Here is a 20,714-nt window from a genome sequence, read left to right as displayed (position 1 = left end):
GGGTGGGGGCCGCGACGGCCGGGGGTGTTGGGGCCCCCGGCCGTCCGCGCGAAAGGGGGGCCGTCGCTACTGCAAGGATCCTGCAAGAGACTGCAAGAACGCCGAAACTTGCTGGAAATTTGCAGTGGCATGACCATATGGTCGGCCCGGACGGCCGTCAAGGGAGCCCGCGACCGCTTCCGGGGCCCCGAAAACGGCCGCGCCGGCCCGCCGCTGACAGTTCGTCAACGGCGGACCGGCGCGGGCCGGGCGGGATGCCGGAGGCGGGTGCCTCAGCCCAGCTGCTGCTCGATCAGGTCACAGGCGCGGGCGGTGCCGCCCTCGCCCTTCGCCAGGGCGCTCAACTCCCGCAGGCGGGCGGCCACCGCCTCGTCCGCGACCAGCTCGGTGAGCGCCGACCACAGCGCCTCGGGGGTGGCGTCGGCGGTCTCCAGACGGCGGGCCACGCCGAGCTCGACCAGCCGGTCGGCGTTCATGGGCTGGTCGGCGGCCTGCGGCACCGCGATCATCGGCACGCCCGCCAGCAGCCCTTCGGCGCAGCCGCCCATTCCGGCGTGGGTGACGAAGGCGTCGGCCTGCTCCAGGATCGCCCGCTGCGGCACCCACGGGTGCACCTCGACGTTGGCCGGGACCTCCCCCAGCTCGGCCGGGTCGACGAACTTGCCGATCTGCAGCACCACGTGCCAGCCGGGGCGGCCGCCGAAGGCGGCCAGGCAGTTCCGGTAGAACGCGGGCTGCCGGGTGAACGCCGAGCCGAGCGACACCAGCAGCACCTTCTCGGCCCCGGCAGGGCGCCGCCAGGCGCCCTGCTCCGCCCGCAGGTCGAAGCACGGCCCGACGAAGTCGACCGCTTTGCGGTCCACCCGCTCGGCGTTCGGCTGCATCGCCTCGGTGATCATCGCGACGACGCGCGCCGGCTGCCCGACGAACGCGTCCACCTCCACCGTGGTGGCGCCGCTGCCGGCCAGCCACTCGGAGAAGAGGTCGAAGTAGGCGTCCGCACCCGGCAGTTGCCGTATCTGCCCGCCCACCTCCTCCTGGTAGCCGTCCCAGGCGACCATGGCCGGCGAGAGCTGGACGACCGGCCGGCCCTGCGCCTCGGCGAGCGCCCGGGCGGCGTACGCACCGATGTCGTACAGGTAGAGGTCTGCCGGGTCGGCGCCGTACTGCGCGTGCAGCCGGGGCAGCATCGCGATCGCGTCCTCCAGGAAGACCCGCATCTGGCCGATCGGGTCGGCCGGCCAGTCGTGGTCGGCGACCGGCAGCGTGGACGGGTAGGGGACGAACTCGGCACCGGTGGGGGCGATCAGCTCGGCCGCCGACGGGTCGTTGAAGTACGTCACCCGGTGGCCGCGGGCGACGAGTTCGCGGATCACTTCGAGGCTCGGGCGGACGTGGCTGACGGCCGGGATGCCGATCATGGCGATATGGGCACGACGGGTCATGGCGGAGCACCTGCTTCCGGTCTACGGGGGTGGGAAAGGAACGCCGCACCGCCGACGCGCCGTCGAAGGGCGTCGGGGCGTGCGGGACGCGAGGCTCGGGGCACTGCCCCGGCCGCGTCAGCCGTAGATCTGGTGGAAGAAGGACATGGCGGGACACTAACCCGCCGGGCCGGTCGCGCGCATCCGATTAAAAACGCGCCCTTGACCGGCATTTGACAGCTCATCAGGTCGAAGGGCAAAGGCATGCCGGTGCCCGGCGGCCGCCGAAGCGACTGCCGGGCACCGGCCCCTGAGGGTGTGTCAGCTGGTCTGGATCGCGGTGTCGTCGACCACGAAGGAGGTCTGCAGCGAGACGTCCTCGACGGCGTTGAACTTCACCGTGACGGTCTGGCCGGCGTAGGCCGACAGGTCGATGGTCTTCTGCGCGTAGCCGGTGTTCTTGTCGAGGTTGGAGTACGTGGCGACCGAGGTGCCGTTGACGGTGACGGTCATCTTGTCGTACGCCGTGGAGGTGGTGGTCTCAGCGGTGTCGATGTGCAGCCAGAAGCTCAGCGACGCCTTGCAGCCGGCCGGGATGGCGACGGTCTGCGAGATGGAGTCGGTGTGGCTGGAGCCGTAGCCGTCCATCCACGCCTTCCACGAACCGCCGTGCGCGGCCTGCGAGGCGGAGTTGTCGACCACGCCGCTGGTGGTGGTCCACGGGGCGGCGGTGCCGGTCTCGAAGCCCGGGTTGCCGAGCAGCTGGGCCGGGGTGCAGCTGCCGCCGCCGCCACCGGTGACGGTCCAGGTGAAGGACACCGAGCCGGTCTTGTTGGCCGCGTCCTTCGCGGTGACGGTCACGTTGTAGGTGCCGGCCGCGGTGGCGGTGCCGGTGATCTTGCCGGTGGCGGCGTCGATCGACAGGCCGGTGGGCAGGCCGGTGGCCGAGTAGCTGAGCGGCGCGGTGCCGCCGGTGGCGTTGATCTGCAGGCTGACCGCGGCGTTCAGCGCGGTCGACTGGTTGCCGGGGCTGGTCACGGTCGGGCCGCCGGTGCTGGGCACCGAGCCGACGTTGACGGCCGCCCAGGCGGTCGCGGTGGCGTTGTACTCGGGCGAGTTGGCCCCGTACAGGTCGGTCGCGGCGGAGAGCATGCCGACCCGCGCGTTCGCGTAGTTGGTGGTGGAGGTCCAGTACGTGGTCAGCGCCCGGAACCAGATGGCGGCGGCCTTGTCGTGGCCGATGCCGGTGACCGGGATGTTGTTGAAGGTCGGCGAGTTGTAGCTCACGCCGTTGATGACCTTGGCGCCGCTGCCCTCGGACAGCAGGTAGAAGGCGTGGTTGCCGACGCCGGACGAGTAGTGGACGTCCTTGTTGCCGACCGTGGAGGACCAGTTGTCGGCCGAGGACCCGTCCTTGGACGGCTGGTCCATGTAACGCAGCGGCGTGCCGTTGCCGTTGATGTCGATCAGCTCGCCGACCAGGTAGTCGGGGTTGTCCTTGGCGATGTTGGCGTACCACTCGACCATGTTGCCGAACACGTCCGAGGTGGACTCGTTCAGGCCGCCGGACTCGCCCGAGTAGATCAGGCCCGCCGTGTTGGAGGTGACGCCGTGCGTCATCTCGTGGCCCGCGACGTCGAGTTCGGTCAGCGGGTGGGTGTTGGAGGTGCCGTCGCCGTAGGTCATGCAGAAGCAGCTGTCGTCCCAGAACGCGTTGACGTAGTTGCTGCCGTAGTGGACCCGGCTGTAGGCGCCGACACCGTCGTTGCGGATGCCGTTGCGGCCGTAGGTGTTCTTGTAGTAGTCCCAGGTCATCGAGACGCCGAAGTGGGCGTCGACGGCCGCGGACTCCTTGTTGGTGGCGGTGCCGTCGCCCCAGGTGTCGGTGGCCTTGGTGAACAGGGTCCCGTTGCCGCTGGTGCCGTTGTTCAGGTTGGTGGTGTACATGTTGCCGCGGGTCGGGTCCTTCATCTGGTACGTCGACCCGGACAGCGAGGTGCCGATGGTGACGTTGCCGACGAAGACGCCGGTGCCGGTGCCGGTCTCGACACCTTCCCACTTCTGGATGACGTCGCCGCTGGTGGCGTCGGTGACCACGTGCAGCTTGCTCGGGGTGCCGTCCTTCTGGGTGCCGCCGACGACGGTCTCCCAGGCCAGGCGCGGGCTGTTGTCCGCGGCCCAGACCACCAGGCGGGGCGCGGTCTGCACGGCGGAGCCGGACTCGGCGGCCAGCGCGGTGGCCTGGCCCTTGGCGGCGGCCAGCTTCGGGGTGGTGGACAGGCCGTTCAGCGACGCCGAGGAGGCCCGGTCGACGCCCTTGGTGGAACCGTTCGCGGCCTGGTGGACGACCATGTCGCCACCGAGGACGGGGAGTCCGTTGTACGTGCGCTCGTAGCGGAAGTGCTGGGTGCCGTCCGCGTCCTTGAACGCGTCCTTGGCCACCAGCTTCTCGGCGGAGCCCAGGCCCAGGTTCTGCGCGAACTGGGCGGAGCGGGCGCCGGCGTCCGAGATCAGCTGGGCGTGCCCGGCGGCCGCCTGCTGGTCGGCGACCTGGGCCGCGGCGGACGGGCCGGCGGGGGCGGCCTGGGCCACCGCCACCGGAATCGCGGTCACCAGCAGGGCAGTGGTGGCCGCCAGGGCGGCCATGCTCACGCGGGCATGCGTGTAGCGAGACATGCAGACTCCTTTACCGACCGTCGCGGGGTCACGAGCGGTGGAGAGAATCTGGCCGCGGTTGCGGCGCAGCGGGGGCCCCAGCCGCTTGTCGCGGCGCGGGGTGCGGTGCATGTGCGCGGTGCGGTGCTGCGGGCTGCCGGTGGCCTGGGGAGGGCTCCACCGGCAGGAAGTGGGGCTACCCGTCTTCGCAGCGAGGGGAATCGTGGCAGCAAACACCCCGCGAATGACAGATGCATGCCACGGATTGACTCATTTATGACCGCCCTACAAGACGCCCAAGGGCCCTCCATGGTCCGGCATTTGGGATGGCGTCACGGTAAACCTGACGTTCGGTCGGGCCGACCGATGCTTTTCGGCCAACTCGCAAGGGGTCCCACCCGAAGGTGAGACCCCTGTTACCGACGGGGAACCATTACTTCTGGACGAACACCGCCACCGTCCGGCCCGGCACCGTGAAGGTCCCCGAGGCCGGGTCGAAGGCTGCCTGCCGGACCACCGGGTCGGCGCCCGCGGCCTGCACCCGGTGCAGCGCCTGCGCGGTGCCGCTCAGGCCCGCCACGGTCTGGTTCTGCGCGGTCGGGGTGGCGTTGAAGACCACCGTGAGGCCCTTCTCCGCGCCCGGCAGCCCGGTGCCGTCCAGGTGCATGGTGATCACGCCCGGGTTCTCCCCCGCGGTGCCGGACAGCGGGAAGGACAGCCGGCGCTGCACCTCGGCCGCGCTGGACAGGGCGAACAGCGGCGAGGACTGACGGATCCTCAGGAACTGCTGGTAGAGGGCGGTGCTCGCGCCCGTCTCGTTGCAGCCCATCCGCAGCTTCGGGTCGGCCAGCAGCTGCTTGTCGCGGGCCCACATCTCCTGGTTGTCGGCCGCCATCGGCAGGCCGCGGCCCCAGCCGTTGCCCAGCCTGCAGTCCCAGTTGACGGAGTTGAACCAGTCGCCGGAGTCGTAGGAGTTGGCGTCCAGCGACTTCGAGCGCAGCAGGTCGCTGCCGGCCTGGGCGAACCCCGGGCCCTGGGCGAGCGCGGTCAGCGACAGGCCGAGCGCCTGCATCCGGGCCCGGTCGGCGGGCGAGGTGCCCTGCGGCAGCTTGAACGCCAGCGCGTCGTACAGGTCGGCGTTGTCGTGCGCGTCCAGGTACTCCACCGCCTCGCCGGGCTGCGCGGCGTAGCCGGTCGGGGCGCCGTTGTAGTCGACTCCCTTGCCGGTGACGGCCTTTCCGGCGGAGTCGGTGAACGCGTAGCCGGCCAGGTTGCCGGTCAGGCCGACCTTGATCTGGTCCATCTGGTGCAGCAGCCGGGCCTTCTGGTCCGCCGGAGCGCCGTTGTCCGGCGAGCCGTTCGGGTCGGTGTACAGGCCGGAGGCGAAGCCCTGCTGCGGGGCGGAGGACAGCATGAAGTTGCCGCCGCGCCCGGCGTCCCGGATCCGGTCGTTGAAGGTGGCGATGCCGGTGCCGGCCATGTTGGCCTGGGTGGCCTGGACGAACCGCGCGTCGTTGGCGACGGTCCCGAAGTTCCAGCCCTCGCCGTACAGGAAGACGTTCTTCCCGTCGACGCCGTCCTTCTGCGGGGTCAGTCCGGCGAGCGCCGACCGCACGTCCAGCATGGTGGACTTCGGGTCCAGGCCCATCAGGTCGAACCGGAAGCCGTCCACCCGGTACTGCCTGGCCCAGGTGACCACCGAGTCGACGACCAGCTTGTTCATCATGGCGTGCTCGGGCGCGGTGTCGGCGCAGCACGAGTCGGTGGTGACCTTGCCGCTGTCGCTGAGGCGCTGGTAGTAGCCGGGGACGACCTTGTCCAGCACCGAGTGCTCGTCCTGCCCGGCCGCCGCGGTGTGGTTGTACACCACGTCCAGCACCACCCGCAGGCCCGCGTCGTGCATCGCCTGCACCATCTCGCGGAACTGCACGGTGCGCGCCGTCCCGGTCGGGTCGGTGGCGTACGAGCCCTCGGGGACGGTGTAGTGCAGCGGGTCGTAGCCCCAGTTGTAGGCGTCGTCGGCCTTCACCGCCGCCACGCACTCCTGCTGCTTCTCCGACGCCGCGGGCAGCGCGGCCAGGTCGCAGGCGGGGAGCTTCTGGTCGGCCCGGTTCTCCCGGATGGTGGCGATGTCGAAGGTCGGCAGCAGGTGAACGGTCGTCACCCCGGCCGCGGCGAGCTCCTTCAGGTGCTGCATGCCCGCGGACCTGGACTGCGTGAACGCCAGGTAGGTGCCGCGCTCGTCGGCCGGCACGGTGGTGTCGGCGGCCGAGAAGTCCCGCACGTGCAGTTCCTGGATCTGCTGCTTGACGGCCGGGATCGCCGCCGGGCTGCGGTGCTGGTCCCAGCCCTTGGGCTTGGTCGCGGCGGCCGACAGGTCGGCGACCAGGCTGCGCTTGGAGTCGGCGGCCAGCGCCGTCGAGTACGGGTCGGTGACGGTGTTGGTGACCACCTTCTGCACGCTCGGCGCCCACACCTTGACCTGGTACAGGTAGTACTTGCCGTCCAGGTCCTTGGCGTCCTTGGTCAACGACCACACGCCCGACGCCTCGTCGCGCTTCAACGGCACGGTCCTCGGGGTGCCGCCGCTCGCCCGGTCGAACAGCTGCACCGCCACCTCGGTCGCGGTCGGCGCCCACAGCGACAGCGTCACCTTGCGGTTGCGGCCGTTGCCCTGGCCCGGCCCCGTGTACACCGGGCCGAGCTGCGCCTCGGCGGCCTTCCCCGCGTACAGGTCGTCCAGCACGCCGGGGATCTGCACGCCGGTGGCGGCCAGCGCCGCGCCGTTCGGCAGGTGCTCGGCGAAGACCAGCTGGCTGCGCAGCGCGTCGGTGATCCGGCCGGCGTCGCGCGCGTCGACGGTGAAGGCCCGGTAGCCCGCCAGGTGCGGGAACTTCGCCTTCTGGGCGTCCGTCAGGCCGGCGGCCGGGGTGAGCCGGATCCAGTGGCCGGGCCGGGACAGCACGCCCTGCTCGACGCTCAGCCCGCCGGCCGGGTCGTAGATCAGCTGGGCGCTGGTGCCGCCCTTCAGCTGCGGGTCCGCCGCACCGTAGTTGGCGGGCACCACCACGGTCCTCGCGTCGATCCACTGGGCCTTCGCGGAGCCCGGGTCGAGCTGCGAGGAGGCGCCGGCGGCCTGCGGCAGCAGGTGGCCCTCCTGGCCGCCGATGATCCACACCTCGCGGCCGGAGACGGCGAAGTCCAGCGACTGGTCCTGCGGCAGGTCCTTGTCGTTGCCGTTGTGGATGATGTAGCTCAGGCTGGTCGCGCCCGGCGCCAGCGGCACCTCGAACACCGCGCCGAACGCGTCCTTGCGGGCCGGCATCAGCGGGTTGCCCCAGTCGGTCGGCGTGGCCGCGCCCGTCCAGTCGTGCAGGCCCCAGCCGTCGTAGTCGCCGTCGGCGCGCCGGTAGTGGATCACGGCCCTGCCCTCCGGCACCGGCTGCGCGCCGTCCGGGTTCGCGGGACGGACGGTCGGGTCGCCCTCCTTGATCCACACCTCGCCGGTGGCGGAGATGTCGATGTGCCGGTCCTGCTCGACGTCCTTGACGCCGTTCTTCTCCACCACGAACCCGACGTCGGACGCCCCGCCCTTCAGCTTCACGTACGCGAACGCGCCGTACGCGTCCCGCCCGACGAAGCCGTGCCCGTCCGGCCAGGTGGTGCCCTCGCCGTCGGCGATGTCGCCCCAGGTGTACAGGTTCCAGCCGTCGTAGTCGCCGTCCTGCCGCTGGTAGTGCACCACCGCGTACGGCCGGGACACCGCGCTGGGCGCGGGCGTCGGCGGCTGCTGCCCGGTGGTGAACTGCCCGCTCGCGGAGGCGAGTCGGCCCGCCGAGTCCTGCACCACGGCCTTGAACCGCACCACCGTGCCCGGCGCGACCCCGTCCAGGTCCTGCGTGACGCGGTACACCCCGTTGTCGGCCGTGCCCAGCGTCTGCCACGGCCCGTTGCCGACCTGCGCGGCGAACGTCACCCGGTCGAAGCCGCCGCCGGGCACGCTCGCCCCGAGCGCCACCGTCCCGTACGAGCCGTCGGCCGGCGCGTTCACCGTGATCGACGGGCCCGCCGCCGGCTTGGCCGACTTGTGCTTCGCCTTCAGCACCAGCGAGGACATCGCCGGCACCGTCACCGTCACCTTGCGGTCCGCGCCGCTGGTGGCCTTCCCCTGGAACCCGTACAGGCCGTCGAAGTCCATGCCCGCCGAGAAGGTGTCCAGCGTGACGGTCTTCGCCTCGGCCGCGTTGTTCACCGCCACCAGGTACTCCACCTGGTCCTTGGCGTCGATCCGGGAGAACGCGTACACGCCCGGCCCGTCCGCCGCGTACCGCTCCACCTGCGCGCCGTCCGCCAGCGCCGGGTTGTCCTTGCGCAGCTTCGCCAGCCCGGCGATGCCCTGGTACAGGGCGCCGTCCTTGTCGTACCGGTCCTTCGAACCGGACGCGCCGCCGATCACCGGGTCGCTGTTGTACGACGGGGTCTTCGAGGCGAACATGTCCTGCCGGGCGTCCTTGTCGCCGCCCGCGCCGGTGAAGCCCTGCTCGTCGCCGTAGTAGACCACCGGCTGACCGCGGGTCAGGAACTGCAGCTCGTTGGCCAGCCGGTCCTTGGCCAGCAGCGCCTGGTCCGACGCCCCCGGGTTGTCGCTCCGCAGGAACGACCCGAACCGGCCCATGTCGTGGTTGCCGAGGAAGGTCGGCAGCTCGTACGCGTCGGTGTCGGCCGTGGTGTAGCGGTAGTCCTGCGCGTACAGCTCGCTCAGCGCCTTCGCCGAACCGTTCTGCGACACGTACTTCCGCGCCGCCTCCTGGAACGCGAAGTCCAGCGTCGCCTGCAGCTTGCCCTTGGTGACGTACGGGGAGGTCACCGCCGGGTCGCCCGAGTACACCTCGCCGAACATGAAGAACTTCTTGTTGCCCTGCCGGGCCGCGAACTGCTTCAGCGCCGGCGCCCACTGCTCCCAGAACGCCAGGTTCACGTGCTTGACGGTGTCGATCCGGAACCCGTCCACCCCGGTGTCGGCCACCCACTGCTGGTAGATCTTCGCCATCCCCGCGACGACCTTCGGGTTCTGCGTGTCCAGGTCGTCCAGGCCGGAGAAGTCGCCCTCGGTCGCGGACTCGCCGACGAAGGTCGAGTTGCCCCGGTTGTGGTAGAGCGCCGGGTCGTTCAGCCAGGACGGGGTCTTCGCGGTCGCGTCCGCCGGGCTCCGGAACACCGGGGTATAGGGGAAGGAGTCCTTCGAGACGCTCGGCCACTGGGCCCGCGCGTCGGCGACCGCCGTCTCGTCCACCGGGTTGCCGTCCGCGTCCAACGTCGGATAGGCGCCGGTGGAGCGGTAGTCGTAGCCGCCCTCCGCGAAGTCGATCACGTCCGCGGTGTGGTTGGTGATGACGTCGAAGAAGACCTTGATGCCGCGCCGGTGCGCCTTGTCGATCAGCTCCTTGAGCTGCGCGTTGGTGCCGAAGTGCGGGTCGACCTGGGTGAAGTCGGTGATCCAGTAGCCGTGGTAGCCGGCCGAGGAGTCCGCCCCCGTGCCCTGCACCGGCTTGTTCTTGAAGATCGGGGCCATCCAGATCGCGGTGGTGCCGAGGTCCTGGATGTAGTCCAGCCGGTCGATCAGGCCCTGCAGGTCACCACCGTGGTAGAAGCCCTTGTCCGCCGGGTCGAAGCCGTTGTCCAGCCGGCCCCCGGTGATCCCGCCGGCGTCGTTCCCGGTGCTGCCGTTGGCGAACCGGTCCGGCAGCACGAAGTAGAACTGCTCCCGGGTCAGGTCGTGCCGGGCCGCGGTCGCCGCCAGCGAGGCGTCCGAGGGCGCGGCCGGCGGAGCGGACGGCGCGGCCGACGCGAGCGGCACGGCGCCCAGCGTGGCGGCGATCAGCGAGGCCGCCACCAGGACGGAGGTCCGTCCGGGACGGCGGTACGGGGTGGTGCGGCGCGGGGAACGGGCTTGGGCGTCGGCCACGGCAGGGCTCTCCCTCTGAGGCGCTCGGGCAGGGTGGGTGGCGTGGAACCTAGCGCCCTGCAAGATGTTTCAGCAAGATGCGAAAGCCCTTCCAGGCGCGAGTCATACCGAGTCGTGACCTGAGCCCCTACGGGCGCTTTCCGCTCCCCCGCGGCGTCCGGGCACGAACGAGACCCCGGTTCGACCCCCGGTAACCCGCGCGACACAATGGACCGCATGCGCCTCGAGAACCGATCGACCCCTACCCCCGTAGGGGGACAGTCGGTGAAGAATCCCCGACCAGAGGATGAGCAAGCGGCCACACCTCGTCTGGCAGACTTCTCGTCCATGGGGGAACCGACCGAGATCCACGCAGCCGGCGCCGACCGCGCCGAGAGCACGCGCGGCGGTTCCGACCCGGGCACGGACCACACCGCCCGCAAGCCCGGCGGAGCCACCCGCGTCGCCCAGCCACCCGCCACCGGCCTCCGCGGCCGCCTGCGCGAACAGCGACGCACCCCGCGCCGCCCGCACCTGTTCTTCGAACTCGCCCTGATCGGCATCAGCTACTGGCTGTACTCGCTGGTCCGCAACGCCGTTCCCGAACAGGCCGCGATAGCGCACAAGCACGCCGACTGGGTCTGGAACCTCGAACACACCCTCGGCATCGCCGTCGAGCGCTCGATCAACCACGCCGTGAACTCGGTCACCTGGCTGATCGTCGGAATGAACTACTACTACGCCACCCTGCACTTCATCGTCACCATCGGCGTACTGGTCTGGCTCTACCGCTCCCACCCCGGCCGCTACGCCGCTGCCCGCACGGTGCTCTTCGTCACCACCGGCATCGCGCTCCTCGGCTTCTACTTCTTCCCGCTCGCCCCGCCCCGGCTGATGGGCGCCGGCTTCGTCGACACCGTCACCGTCCACCAGACCTGGGGCTCCATGGCCTCCGGCGCGGGCGCACACGTCTCCAACCAGTTCGCGGCCATGCCCTCCATGCACATCGGCTGGTCCATGTGGTGCGGCCTGACCATCTTCTTCCTGGCCCGCCGCACCTGGGTCCGCGTCCTCGGCCTCGCCTACCCCCTGGTCACCCTCAGCGTGATCATCTCCACCGCGAACCACTTCTGGCTGGACGCGGTCGGCGGCGAGATCTGCCTCTTCATCGGCTTCGTCGCGGCCCGCCTGATCTACCACAACTGGGTCTACCGCCTCCCCCGCGACCCGGACGACGCCTCGGACCGGGCTCTGACGGTTCCGGTCTCCTGGGACACGAAGGTCTCCGCGTAGGGAACATCCGGGGAGCGCCCGTCCTACTCCGCGCCGTAGAACAGTCGCTCCACCGCGTGCCGCGCCCGTCGCGTCACGCGACGGTAGTCGTCCAGCAGCTCCCCGGAGTGCCCGACCCCGTACCCCAGGTACCGGGCCACGCCCGCCAGCTCCCTCGCGTCGCCCGGGAAGCTGTCCCCCGCCCGGCCGCGGACCAGCATGACCGCGGCCCGCACCCGGGAGGCCAGGACCCACGCGGCGTCCAGGACCTCCGCGTCCTCCCGTTCCACCAGGCCGGCCGCCGTCGCCGCGGCCAGCGCCGCCCGGGTGCGGGTGGTGCGCAGGCCCGGGATCTCGTGCCCGTGCTGCAGCTGCAGCAGTTGCACCGTCCACTCGACGTCCGCCAGCCCGCCGCGGCCGATCTTCGTGTGGGTGGTGGGGTCGGCGCCGCGGGGCAGTCGTTCCGCCTCGATGCGGGCCTTGATCCGGCGGATCTCCGTCAGGTCGCGTTCGGGAACGCCCGCCCCCGGGTAGCGGAGCGGGTCGATCAGGTCCCGGAACCGCGCCCCGAGGTCGAGGTCCCCGGCCATCGGTTCGGCCCGCAGCAGCGCCTGGCTCTCCCAGGCGTGCGACCAGCGGGCGTAGTACCCGGCGTACGAGGCGAGGGTGCGCACCAGCGGACCGTTGCGGCCCTCCGGGCGGAGGTCCGCGTCGACCTCCAGCGGCGGTTCGACGGAGGGTGCGGCGAGCAGGGTGCGCAGCTCGCCGATCACGGCCTTCGCCGCGCCCGCCGCGTCCTCCTCCAGGACGCCGAGTCGCGGCTCGTGGACGAAGAGCACGTCCGCGTCGGAGCCGTAGCCGAGTTCGTGGCCGCCGAACCGTCCCATGCCGATGACCGCGATCCGGGTGGGCAGTTCGCCGTTCCGGTCCTCCCAGCCGTTGACGGCCGCGCGCAGCGCGCCCTGCAGGGTGGCGGCGGTGATCGAGGTGAGGGCCTCGCCGGTGGCGTCCAGTGCCGTCGCGGGGTCGTCGTCGAGGCGTCCGAGCAGGTCGGCGGCGGCGGTGCGGAACAGTTCGCGGCGGCGCACCGACCGGGCCGCGGCCACCCCGGCCGCCGGGCCGGCGGCGCGGCCGACCGCGGCGAGGATCTCCGATTCGAGCGCGGCCCGGCTGCGCGGCGCCAGCCCGGTGGAGTCGCCGAGCATGGCGACCGCCTCGGGTGCGCGCAGCAGCAGGTCGGGGGCCAGCCGGCCGGCGGACAGCACCCGGGCCAGCTGTTCGGCGGCCGCGCCCTCGTCGCGCAGCAGCCGCAGGTACCAGGGGGTGGCGCCGAGCGCGTCGGAGACCTGTCGGAAGTTGAGCAGGCCGGCGTCCGGGTCGGCGGAGTCGGCGAACCAGCCGAGCAGCACCGGCAGCAGGGTGCGCTGGATGGCGGCCTTGCGGCTGACGCCGGAGGCGAGCGCGGAGATGTGCCGGAGCGCGGCGGCCGGGTCGGCGTAGCCGAGCGCGGCGAGGCGCTGCCGGGCGGCCTCGGCGGTGAGCCCGGCCGCGCCGGAGCGGGTGACCCGCAGTTCGGCGACCGGCAGTTCGGCGACGGCGTCGAGCAGCGGGCGGTAGAACAGCCGCTCGTGCAGTCGGCGCACCTCCACGGAGTGCCGCTTCCACTCGCGTTGCAGCGCGGTGACCGGGTCGTCCCTGGTGTCCCCGTTGATCAGCGGGGCCATGCTGCGGGCCAGTCGGCGCAGGTCGTCGGGGTCGGTGGGCATCAGGTGGGTGCGGCGCAGCCGGTGCAGCTGGATGCGGTGTTCGAGGGTGCGCAGGAAGCGGTACGCGCCGTCCAGCGAGGCGGCGTCGGCGCGGCCGACGTAGCCCCCGGAGGAGAGGGCGGAAAGCGCTTCCAGGGTGTTGCCGCTGCGCAGGCTCTCGTCGCTCCGGCCGTGCACGAGCTGCAGCAGCTGGACGGCGAACTCGACGTCCCGCAGGCCGCCCGGGCCGAGTTTCAGCTGCCGTTCCAGCTCTCCGGCCGGGATCGCGTCGACCACCCGGCGGCGCATCTGCTGGACGTCGGCGACGAAGTGCTCGCGGGCGGCGGCCTCCCACACCAGCGGGGCGACGGCCTCGCCGTAGGCCCGGCCGAGCTCGGCGTCCCCGGCGATCGGGCGGGCCTTCAGCAGGGCCTGGAACTCCCAGGTCTTGGCCCACCGCCGGTAGTAGGCGAGGTGGCTGGCCAGGGTGCGCACCAGTGGGCCGTTGCGGCCCTCGGGGCGCAGGTTGGCGTCCACCGGCCAGATCACGCCCTCGCCGGTGGTGTCCGAGCAGAGCCGCATCAGGTGCGCGGCGAGCCGGGTCGCGGCCTGCATCGCCCGCTGCTCGTCCACGCCGTCGCGCGGCTCGGCGACGAAGATCACGTCCACGTCGGAGACGTAGTTCAGCTCCCGGCCGCCGCACTTGCCCATGCCGATCACCGCCAGCCGGCAGGCGGCCGCGGCATCCGGGTCCTCGGCGGCGGCGAGGTCCAGCGCGGTCTGCAGGGTGGCGCCCGCCAGGTCGGCCAGTTCGGCGGCGGTCTGCGGCAGGTCGGTGGTGCCGGACAGGTCGCGGGCGGCGATCGTCAGCAGGCAGCGCCGGTACGCGACGCGCAGCGCGTCGGCCTCGCTCCCGCCGGGCCGGACGCGACGGGCGAGCTCGCCGAGGAAGTCTCCGGCCCCGGGGTGGATGTCGCGCAGCTCGAAGCTGACCAGGGCGTGCCAGTCCCGCGGGTGGCGGGCCAGGTGGTCGCCGAGCGCGGAGGACGCGCCGAGCACGCCGAGCAGCCGGTCCCGCAGCGGCTTGGAGGCGGTGAGGGTGTCGCGCAGGGTGTGCCGCTCGTGCGGATCGAGCGCCTCCAGCAGCCGGGCCAGGCCGAACAGCGCCTGGTCGGGATCGGCGGCCGCACCGAGCGCGTCCAGCAGCACCGGGTCGGCGGCGAGCCCGTGCAGCGCCGGTTCGTCGAGCAGCCGCACCGCCTGGTCGGGATCGGAGAACCCGCGCCGCACCAGTCGGGTCTCCAGCCGGCTGACCCGGCTCCCGGACCGTTCCTCCACCGCTGTCCCACCTCCCGTGGCCGTCCCCTGCCCGAAGCGTACGTTCCCACCGCCCCCGTACCCCGCCCGTGACGCACCGTCCGCCGCGCTCGTCGGCCCGGGGGCGACGCCACTCCCCTCCCTCACCGGGCTGCGCTTCCCGGCCTCCCCACCGCCGCCGCCCTCCACCACTGCGCGGAACGCCCCGTGGAACGCCTCCTCCGCGACCGGCCGACTCCGCCCGCCCCCGTTCCTTTGCACCGCTTGTAATAGTTCTTGTGCCACATTCGGAGTCATGAAGCCCACCCGCGCCGGAGCCACCGAGAACATCTCCGTGTCGATGCCCTCGGACCTCATCGCCGAGCTCCGCACACGCGCCGGACGCCGCGGTGTGTCCAGCTACATCACCGAAGCGGTCCGACACCGGCTCGCCATGGACGGCCTCGCAGAAATCGTCGCCTCGCACGAGGCCGACCACGGCGCGCTGACGGAACAGGAGATCGAGGAAGCCCGTCGCGAGCTGTTCGGAGAGGAAAACGCTCAGGACGCCGGACGGGACGTCGCGTGAAGGAGCGGCCCGCCCGGTCCCTGGTGCTCGACTCCCAGGCGCTCTCCCTGCTCCTGCGCAACGACCGCAGGATGGCGGCTCGTCTTGAAGCCTCCCGCCAGGCCGGAGTTCCTGTCGTCGTATCCGCCCTGACTGTCGTCGAAGCAGTGCACGGAAAGGCGGATCCGGCGCGCCTGCACTGGATCCTCTCCGACTCCAAGTGGAGCCGGTCACCCCGGAGGACTCCCTGACCGCAGTGGCACTGCTTCGGGACGCAGGCGGACTGCACGGGCACGAGTACGCCATCGACGCGCTCGTCGCCTCCCTCGCACTCCGGGTTCGGGGCCCGGTGCTGGTACTGACCTCCGACCGCGACGACTGGTCGAAGCTCTGCGGGAACCGCGTGGCCATCAGGGACGTGTGACGACCGCAGACTGATCGGTTCGCGCATTCACCGGCCGTCCACCACCACCGCGCACCATGCCCCCGGGCGAGCCCCGCGGCCGGCTCCACTCCTGAGTTGTCATCAGTTCATCCGCGCCCGAATCTCCGGCGGCAGCGCGTCCAGCAGCCGCTGCTGAAGGGGTGCCGCGTGCGCGGCGACGGACGGGATCGACCTGGCCAACGTACCGAGCACGATGTGCAGTTCGGCGAGCTGGCCGGTGTCCGGAGTGATCTCCAGGAACGAGTCCAGTGCGCGGGCGGCCTCGGCCGGGGCGGGTGCCATGGTGTGGGCGAGCACCAGGTTGCCCAGGTCCGCGGCGCAGCAGCCCGGCCCGAGGAGTTCGACGGCCCGCGCGAGGCAGGCGTCCCACTCGGGCCGGCCGAGGGCATGCAGGATCACCGCCCTCTCGTAGTGGAACCAGCCGCTGTGGGGATCGCCGGCGACCGCCCGATCGAGATCGGCCAACGCCTCCGGGTGGCGGCCGAGCAGACGGAGCGTCAGCCCGCGTCCCACGACCACCGAGACGTCACCGGGGTTGAGTTCCAGGGCCCGACCGTAGTCGGCCAACGCTTCCTCGTACCGCCCGAGCAGCCGATGGCCCTTGGCCCGGCGCGCCAGGTGGACGGGGGACTGCGGATCGAGTTCCACCGCGCGGTTGTGTGCCGTCACGGCCTCCGCGAGTCGCCCCGTCGCCAGATACGTCGCCCCTCGCGCACCGGCGGCCCGTACGAGGTCGGCGTCCGATCCGACCACTCGGTCGAAGTCGGCCAGTGCCTCCTCGTGCCGGCCCGACGCCCGGTGGACATGCCCTCTGGCAATGAGAGCCCAGACATTTCCGGGGTCGACCTCGATCGCCCGATCGAGGTCCGCCCGCGCCTCCTCGAACTGCCTGAGCCACCGATGGACCTGCCCTCGACCGACGAGGGCCCAGCTGTAGTCGGGGTCCAACTCGATGGCCCGGTCGAAGTCGGTCAGTGCCTCCCGGTGCCGGCCCTGGTTCCGGTAGGTCTCGGCCCGATGCGCGAGGGCCCAGCCGTGGCTCGGGTCGAGCTCGACGGCCCGGTCGAAGTCCGCCAGCGCGTCCGGGTAGTTCCGCAGCCGCCGCCGGGCCTCCCCGCGAGTGGCGAAGGCAGCGGGGCGGTCGGGGTCCAACGCGATCGCCCGGTCGAGGTCGACCAGCGCTTCCTCGTACCGACCCCCGAAGGCCAGGGCGCGCCCACGGCTGTGCAGGGACTTCGGCTGGTCCGGGTCCAGGGTGACGGACCGGTCGAAGTCCTTCAGTGCCAGATCGTCCCGACCGGCCCGGAGGTGCCCGACGCCACGCATCCGGTGGGCCACGGCCCGGCCCGGGCGGTCGAGGTCTGTACCCGACAGCAGCAGCGTCATCGCGGCCACCCCGGCCTCCGGTTCGCCCATCGCCGCGAGCAGCCGCTCGCCCCAGTCCCGCACCGCCCGGGCGTCCGCGTCCTGGCCGGCGCGGGCGAGCATCCGGACCCAGCGGCGGAGCGTCGCCGTACTGTGGCTCCACGCGTCCAGCAGCTCCCGCAGCGCGAGCGGCAGCGCTCGATCCGGGTCCGCGCACAGCCGGTGGTACGTCTCCTGTAGGCGGTACGAGCACCACCGCTCGTCCCGCCAGCGCTCACTCAACTCCACGACATCACAGGCGAGTTGGGTCCGCCACCCGGCGAACGCCTCCGCCAGTCCCACATGCTGCTGCCGCCACCGCGCCGGCGACTGCTGCCGTTGCAGGCGCAGCATCGCCGTCCGCACCACCTCGTGGTAGTGGCAGCGCCCGGCCCGGTCGATCACGAACGGCATCGACCGCAGCCACCCGAACAGCTCCCGGGCGTCCTCGTCCGCCACGGCGGCCCGGTAGACGTCCTCGTCCAGCTCCTGCGGCAGCGCGCACGCCAGCGCGGCCGCCCTCCGCTCGGGCCGGGTCTCCCACTTGAGGAAGCGTTCGACGGCGGTGCCGCTGGGGTCCCCGACCTCGGCGGCCGCCGTGGGGTGCGACTCGGCGAGGGTGGAGACCAGGAGCGGCAGGCGTCCGGACAGTCGCAGCACCACCTCGATGACGTGCTCGTCCGTCACGCCCTTCGCCGCGAGCAGCTGGCGCGCCTCGGTCTCGGTGAACACGTCGAGCGGCAGGTCGGCGACCAGGTCCAGCCAGTCGCCCCAGCACTGCGTGTCCAGCCGCCCCTGCCCGGCGAGCACCACCAGGACGTTCGCGGGCAGTTCGCCGTACCGGTCGCTGACCAGGACGTCCCGCAGCCAGGTGTCGAGCATCGGCCCGGTGCGTTCGTAGGTGTCGAAGAACAGCACCACCCAGCTGCGGCGCTGCGCGATCTCCGCCAGTTCCTGGAGGAACACCGGCGCCAGCGCCCGGACGGGCGACAGCACCAGCTGGACGTCCTCGTGGCTGCGGAACCTCGCGCTGAGCGCGCCCTTCAACTGCTCGGCCCCGGCGGCGACTTGATTCGCGTCCAGCGCCCCGGTGAACGCCCCGACCCCGGGGATCAGCCCCAGCCCGACCAGGCCGACCCGCGAGGCGATCACACTGCCCGGCGACGGCGCGGGGCTGCCCTCCACCACACCGGCGTCCGCCTCGTGGCGCCGCTGCTGGTACGTGTTCAGCAGCCGCTCCAGCGCCTTCATCGGGGCGCCCTGCTGCGCGAACTGCCCGGCCAGAGACTTCATCGCCTCGACCGGGTCGGTCACCGACTCGTCCACGTACCCGGTGACGGCCTGCACCTCCCGCGCCGCCGTCTCCATCTGCCGCACCAGCGTGGACTTCCCGACCCCACCGGGCCCGTGCACATGGAACAGGAACTGCGTCGCGTCCTCCGGCGCCTGCCGCAACACCTCGGTGAACGTGGCCAGTTCACTGCGCCGGCCGACGAAGCCGGTGCGCCGCCGACGCCGGATCAGCTCCTGCCGCGAGGGCGCCCGCCCGCCGCCGCTCACGGGGCCAGCACGCCTGTCGGCGCGGCGTCGCGCTGCTGGGCCTCGGGCGGCTGTTCCAGTTGGAGTTCCTTCTTGCGCTGCTCCTCCTTCAGCCGCTCCACCTCCTCGGCGAAGCAGGCCGCGGCGTCCTCCGGCGGCAGGCGCTTGTAGCGGCGGATCCCGAGGTTCAGCGACTGGATCTCCATGTCGAGCGCATCGGAGGTCTGCTGGAGGTTCATGCTCCGCTCGCGGAACTTGAAGTAGGTGATGACGCCGGCCGAAATGCTCACCGCCGCGCTCAGCGCCACCGCGATCCAGCGCCAGCCGTCGTCCTCGGCCGAGGCCGTGGTGAAGACCGACGTCAGAATCGACCCCACCAGGACCGAGACCTGGAAGAAGTTGTGCCGGTTCCGGTATTTCGCGGCGCCCTGCCGGTAGCTGTCCCGGATCTCGACGACCGACTCGCGGTATTCGTGGAACGAACTGGCCACGGCCTGGTTCTGCTTCGCCAGGATCGACCTGCGCTCGGATTCCAGCTTCTTCAGCTTCGTCCGGGCGGCGAGCAGGCTCCCCCGCAGGTCGAACCACATCGTGGGCGCCATGAAGAGCGAGAAGGCGAGCGGGGCCCCGAGCAGGAAGTTCAGCCCGATCCGGCCCTGTCCGGGGCGCGAATAGTCGACGAAGACATTGACGGCGACGATTCCGAGCACCAGCACCGGAATTCCGCCGAACCCCCACAGCATCGACAACCGCTTCCGGAACATCAGTTGATCGATTTCCGCTTCGGCGTCGATCACCTCGTGTTCCACAACCAGCAACTCGCGCGGCCCGGCCATGATCACCCCCCGGCGCGGCAGCCTAGCAAGCCGGACCCCGGCCCGGCAGGCCTTCGCCGCCGAACCGGGGTCCCGTACGCGCTACAGCACCTGGAGGATCTTCTTCAGCTCGAACGGGGTGACCTCCGAGCGGTACTCCTCCCACTCCTGCCGCTTGTTGCGGAGGAAGAAGTCGAAGACGTGCTCGCCCAGCGTCTCGGCGACGAGTTCGCTGCGCTGCATGAGATCGATGGCTTCGCCGAGGTTCTGCGGCATGGGCTGGATGCCGAGGGCGCGGCGTTCGGCGTCGGTCAGGGCCCAGACGTCGTCGTCGGCGCCGGGCGGGAGTTCCAGGTTGTCCTCGATGCCCTTGAGGCCGGCGGCGAGGGTGACGGCGTAGGCGAGGTAGGGGTTGCAGCCGGTGTCGAGGGAGCGGACCTCGATCCGGGTGGAGCCCTGCTTGCCGGGCTTGTACATGGGGACCCGGATGAGGGCGGAGCGGTTGTTGTGGCCCCAGCAGATGTAGGAGGGGGCCTCGCCGCCGGCGCCAGCGGTGCGCTGGGAGCCGCCCCAGATCCGCTTGTAGGAGTTGACCCACTGGTTGGTGACGGCGGCGGTCTCGGCGGCGTACTTGAGCAGGCCGGCGATGAAGGAGCGGCCGACCTTGGAGAGCTGGTACTCGGCGCCGGACTCGTGGAACGCGTTGCGGTCGCCCTCGAACAGGGAGACGTGGGTGTGCATGCCGGAGCCGGGGAAGTTGGAGAACGGCTTGGGCATGAAGCTGGCGTGGGCGCCCTGTTCGAGCGCGACCTCCTTCATGACCAGCCGGAAGGTCATGATGTTGTCGGCGGTGGAGAGCGCGTCGGCGTAGCGCAGGTCGATCTCCTGCTGGCCGGGGGCGCCCTCGTGGTGGCTGAACTCGACCGAGATGCCCATGGATTCGAGCATGGTGATGGCCTGGCGGCGGAAGTCGTGGCCGATGCCGCGCGGGGTGTGGTCGAAGTAGCCGGACTGGTCGGCGGGGGTGGGCGGGGTGCCGTCGCCGGGGAGGTCCTTGAGCAGGAAGAACTCGATCTCGGGGTGGGTGTAGAAGGTGAACCCCTGCTCGGAGGCCTTCTCCAGGGTGCGCTTGAGGACGTAGCGCGGGTCGGCGTAGGACGGCGAGCCGTCGGGCATCAGGATGTCGCAGAACATCCGGGCGGTGCCGGGGTTCTCGGAGCGCCACGGCAGTATCTGGAACGTGGTGGGGTCCGGCTTGGCGATCATGTCGGACTCGTACACCCGGGCGAAGCCCTCGATCGCGGAGCCGTCGAAGCCGATGCCCTCCTCGAAGGCCTGCTCCAGTTCCGCGGGGGCGACCGCCACCGACTTCAGGAAACCGAGGACATCGGTGAACCACAGCCGGACGAACCGGATGTCACGCTCTTCGAGTGTGCGAAGCACGAACTCCTGCTGCTTGCCCATGGGGACAGTCTCACCTCTGCTCTTTACGCCCGTGTTACGCCCTGCGCGTCCCACGCGTCGTGCGCGCCGTGTCGTGCGCGCCGCGCCGGACCCGCTGCACGCCGGATCCGCACCGCGCCCGAACGCGCCGTCCCCATCATGGC

9 protein-coding genes and 1 pseudogene are annotated in these 20,714 nt (G+C 71.6%); 3 read left to right on the top strand and 7 right to left on the bottom strand.

Translation table 11 applies throughout. From position 1 onward, the window contains the following. Positions 1 to 272: 272 nt before the first annotated feature. The 3 genes from CG736_RS10395 to pulA form a co-directional block, all read right to left on the bottom strand. A complete protein-coding gene (locus CG736_RS10395) occupies positions 273 to 1,445 on the bottom strand; it encodes a macrolide family glycosyltransferase (RefSeq protein ID WP_100585885.1) in 1,173 nt (390 codons plus the stop codon). 300 nt (positions 1,446 to 1,745) lie between these two features. Beyond that, positions 1,746 to 4,100: a M4 family metallopeptidase gene (locus tag CG736_RS10390; protein ID WP_100585884.1), complete on the bottom strand. Its 2,355-nt coding sequence runs from the start codon at positions 4,098 to 4,100 to the stop codon at positions 1,746 to 1,748. A 412-nt stretch (positions 4,101 to 4,512) separates the two neighbouring features. Then, complete coding sequence (gene pulA, locus CG736_RS10385) at positions 4,513 to 10,044, bottom strand: pullulanase-type alpha-1,6-glucosidase (RefSeq protein WP_100585883.1); 5,532 nt, start codon at positions 10,042 to 10,044, stop codon at positions 4,513 to 4,515. A gap of 327 nt (positions 10,045 to 10,371) precedes the next feature. Between pulA and CG736_RS10380 the strand changes: the two genes are divergently transcribed. Continuing rightward, entirely contained in the window at positions 10,372 to 11,316 is a 945-nt protein-coding gene (locus tag CG736_RS10380) for a phosphatase PAP2 family protein (protein WP_100585882.1), read from the top strand. A gap of 23 nt (positions 11,317 to 11,339) precedes the next feature. Here the strand turns inward: CG736_RS10380 and CG736_RS10375 are convergent, their stop codons facing one another. Further along, positions 11,340 to 14,378 carry a bifunctional [glutamine synthetase] adenylyltransferase/[glutamine synthetase]-adenylyl-L-tyrosine phosphorylase gene (locus CG736_RS10375; protein ID WP_100585881.1) on the bottom strand — a complete coding sequence of 1,013 codons (3,039 nt, stop codon included), beginning with the start codon at positions 14,376 to 14,378 and terminating at the stop codon, positions 11,340 to 11,342. 274 nt (positions 14,379 to 14,652) lie between these two features. On the opposite strand from CG736_RS10375, the gene CG736_RS10370 reads away from it, so the two are divergent. After that, the gene (locus CG736_RS10370; RefSeq protein WP_100585880.1) at positions 14,653 to 14,925 is read left to right on the top strand and encodes a hypothetical protein; all 273 of its coding nucleotides are present in this window, start codon (positions 14,653 to 14,655) and stop codon (positions 14,923 to 14,925) included. After that, positions 14,922 to 15,328 (top strand): annotated as a pseudogene (locus tag CG736_RS10365) (PIN domain-containing protein). Before CG736_RS10370 ends, CG736_RS10365 begins: the two are co-directional and overlap by 4 nt. A 102-nt stretch (positions 15,329 to 15,430) precedes the next feature. Here CG736_RS10365 and CG736_RS10360 read toward each other — a convergent pair. The 3 genes from CG736_RS10360 to glnA all read right to left on the bottom strand — a co-directional run bounded on the left by CG736_RS10360 (position 15,431) and on the right by glnA (position 20,571). Next, positions 15,431 to 18,313 carry an ATP-binding protein gene (locus CG736_RS10360; RefSeq protein ID WP_100585879.1) on the bottom strand — a complete coding sequence of 961 codons (2,883 nt, stop codon included), beginning with the start codon at positions 18,311 to 18,313 and terminating at the stop codon, positions 15,431 to 15,433. Then, positions 18,310 to 19,128 (bottom strand): DUF4231 domain-containing protein, encoded by an 819-nt coding sequence (locus CG736_RS10355; RefSeq protein WP_198520427.1) that lies wholly within the window; start codon positions 19,126 to 19,128, stop codon positions 18,310 to 18,312. Before CG736_RS10355 ends, CG736_RS10360 begins: the two co-directional genes overlap by 4 nt. An 81-nt stretch (positions 19,129 to 19,209) precedes the next feature. Beyond that, complete coding sequence (glnA, locus tag CG736_RS10350) at positions 19,210 to 20,571, bottom strand: type I glutamate--ammonia ligase (protein WP_043913642.1); 1,362 nt, start codon at positions 20,569 to 20,571, stop codon at positions 19,210 to 19,212. Between the last annotated feature and the right edge of the window lie 143 nt (positions 20,572 to 20,714).

Origin of the sequence: Kitasatospora sp. CB02891 (assembly GCF_002803145.1) — a bacterium.
Taxonomy (GTDB): domain Bacteria; phylum Actinomycetota; class Actinomycetes; order Streptomycetales; family Streptomycetaceae; genus Kitasatospora; species Kitasatospora griseola.
Note: the sequence above shows the minus strand (reverse complement) of the source record. Positions and strands in the feature narration are given on the sequence as shown.

What these genes read in the sequence shown, in the direction of transcription:
- CG736_RS10395 (WP_100585885.1), bottom strand. Translation starts at nt 1,445, where the DNA reads ATGACCCGTCGTGCCCATATCGCCATGATCGGCATCCCGGCCGTCAGC.
- CG736_RS10390 (WP_100585884.1), bottom strand. Translation starts at nt 4,100, where the DNA reads ATGTCTCGCTACACGCATGCCCGCGTGAGCATGGCCGCCCTGGCGGCC.
- CG736_RS10380 (WP_100585882.1), top strand. Translation starts at nt 10,372, where the DNA reads ATGGGGGAACCGACCGAGATCCACGCAGCCGGCGCCGACCGCGCCGAG.
- CG736_RS10370 (WP_100585880.1), top strand. Translation starts at nt 14,653, where the DNA reads ATGAAGCCCACCCGCGCCGGAGCCACCGAGAACATCTCCGTGTCGATG.
- CG736_RS10355 (WP_198520427.1), bottom strand. Translation starts at nt 19,128, where the DNA reads ATGGCCGGGCCGCGCGAGTTGCTGGTTGTGGAACACGAGGTGATCGAC.
- glnA (WP_043913642.1), bottom strand. Translation starts at nt 20,571, where the DNA reads ATGGGCAAGCAGCAGGAGTTCGTGCTTCGCACACTCGAAGAGCGTGAC.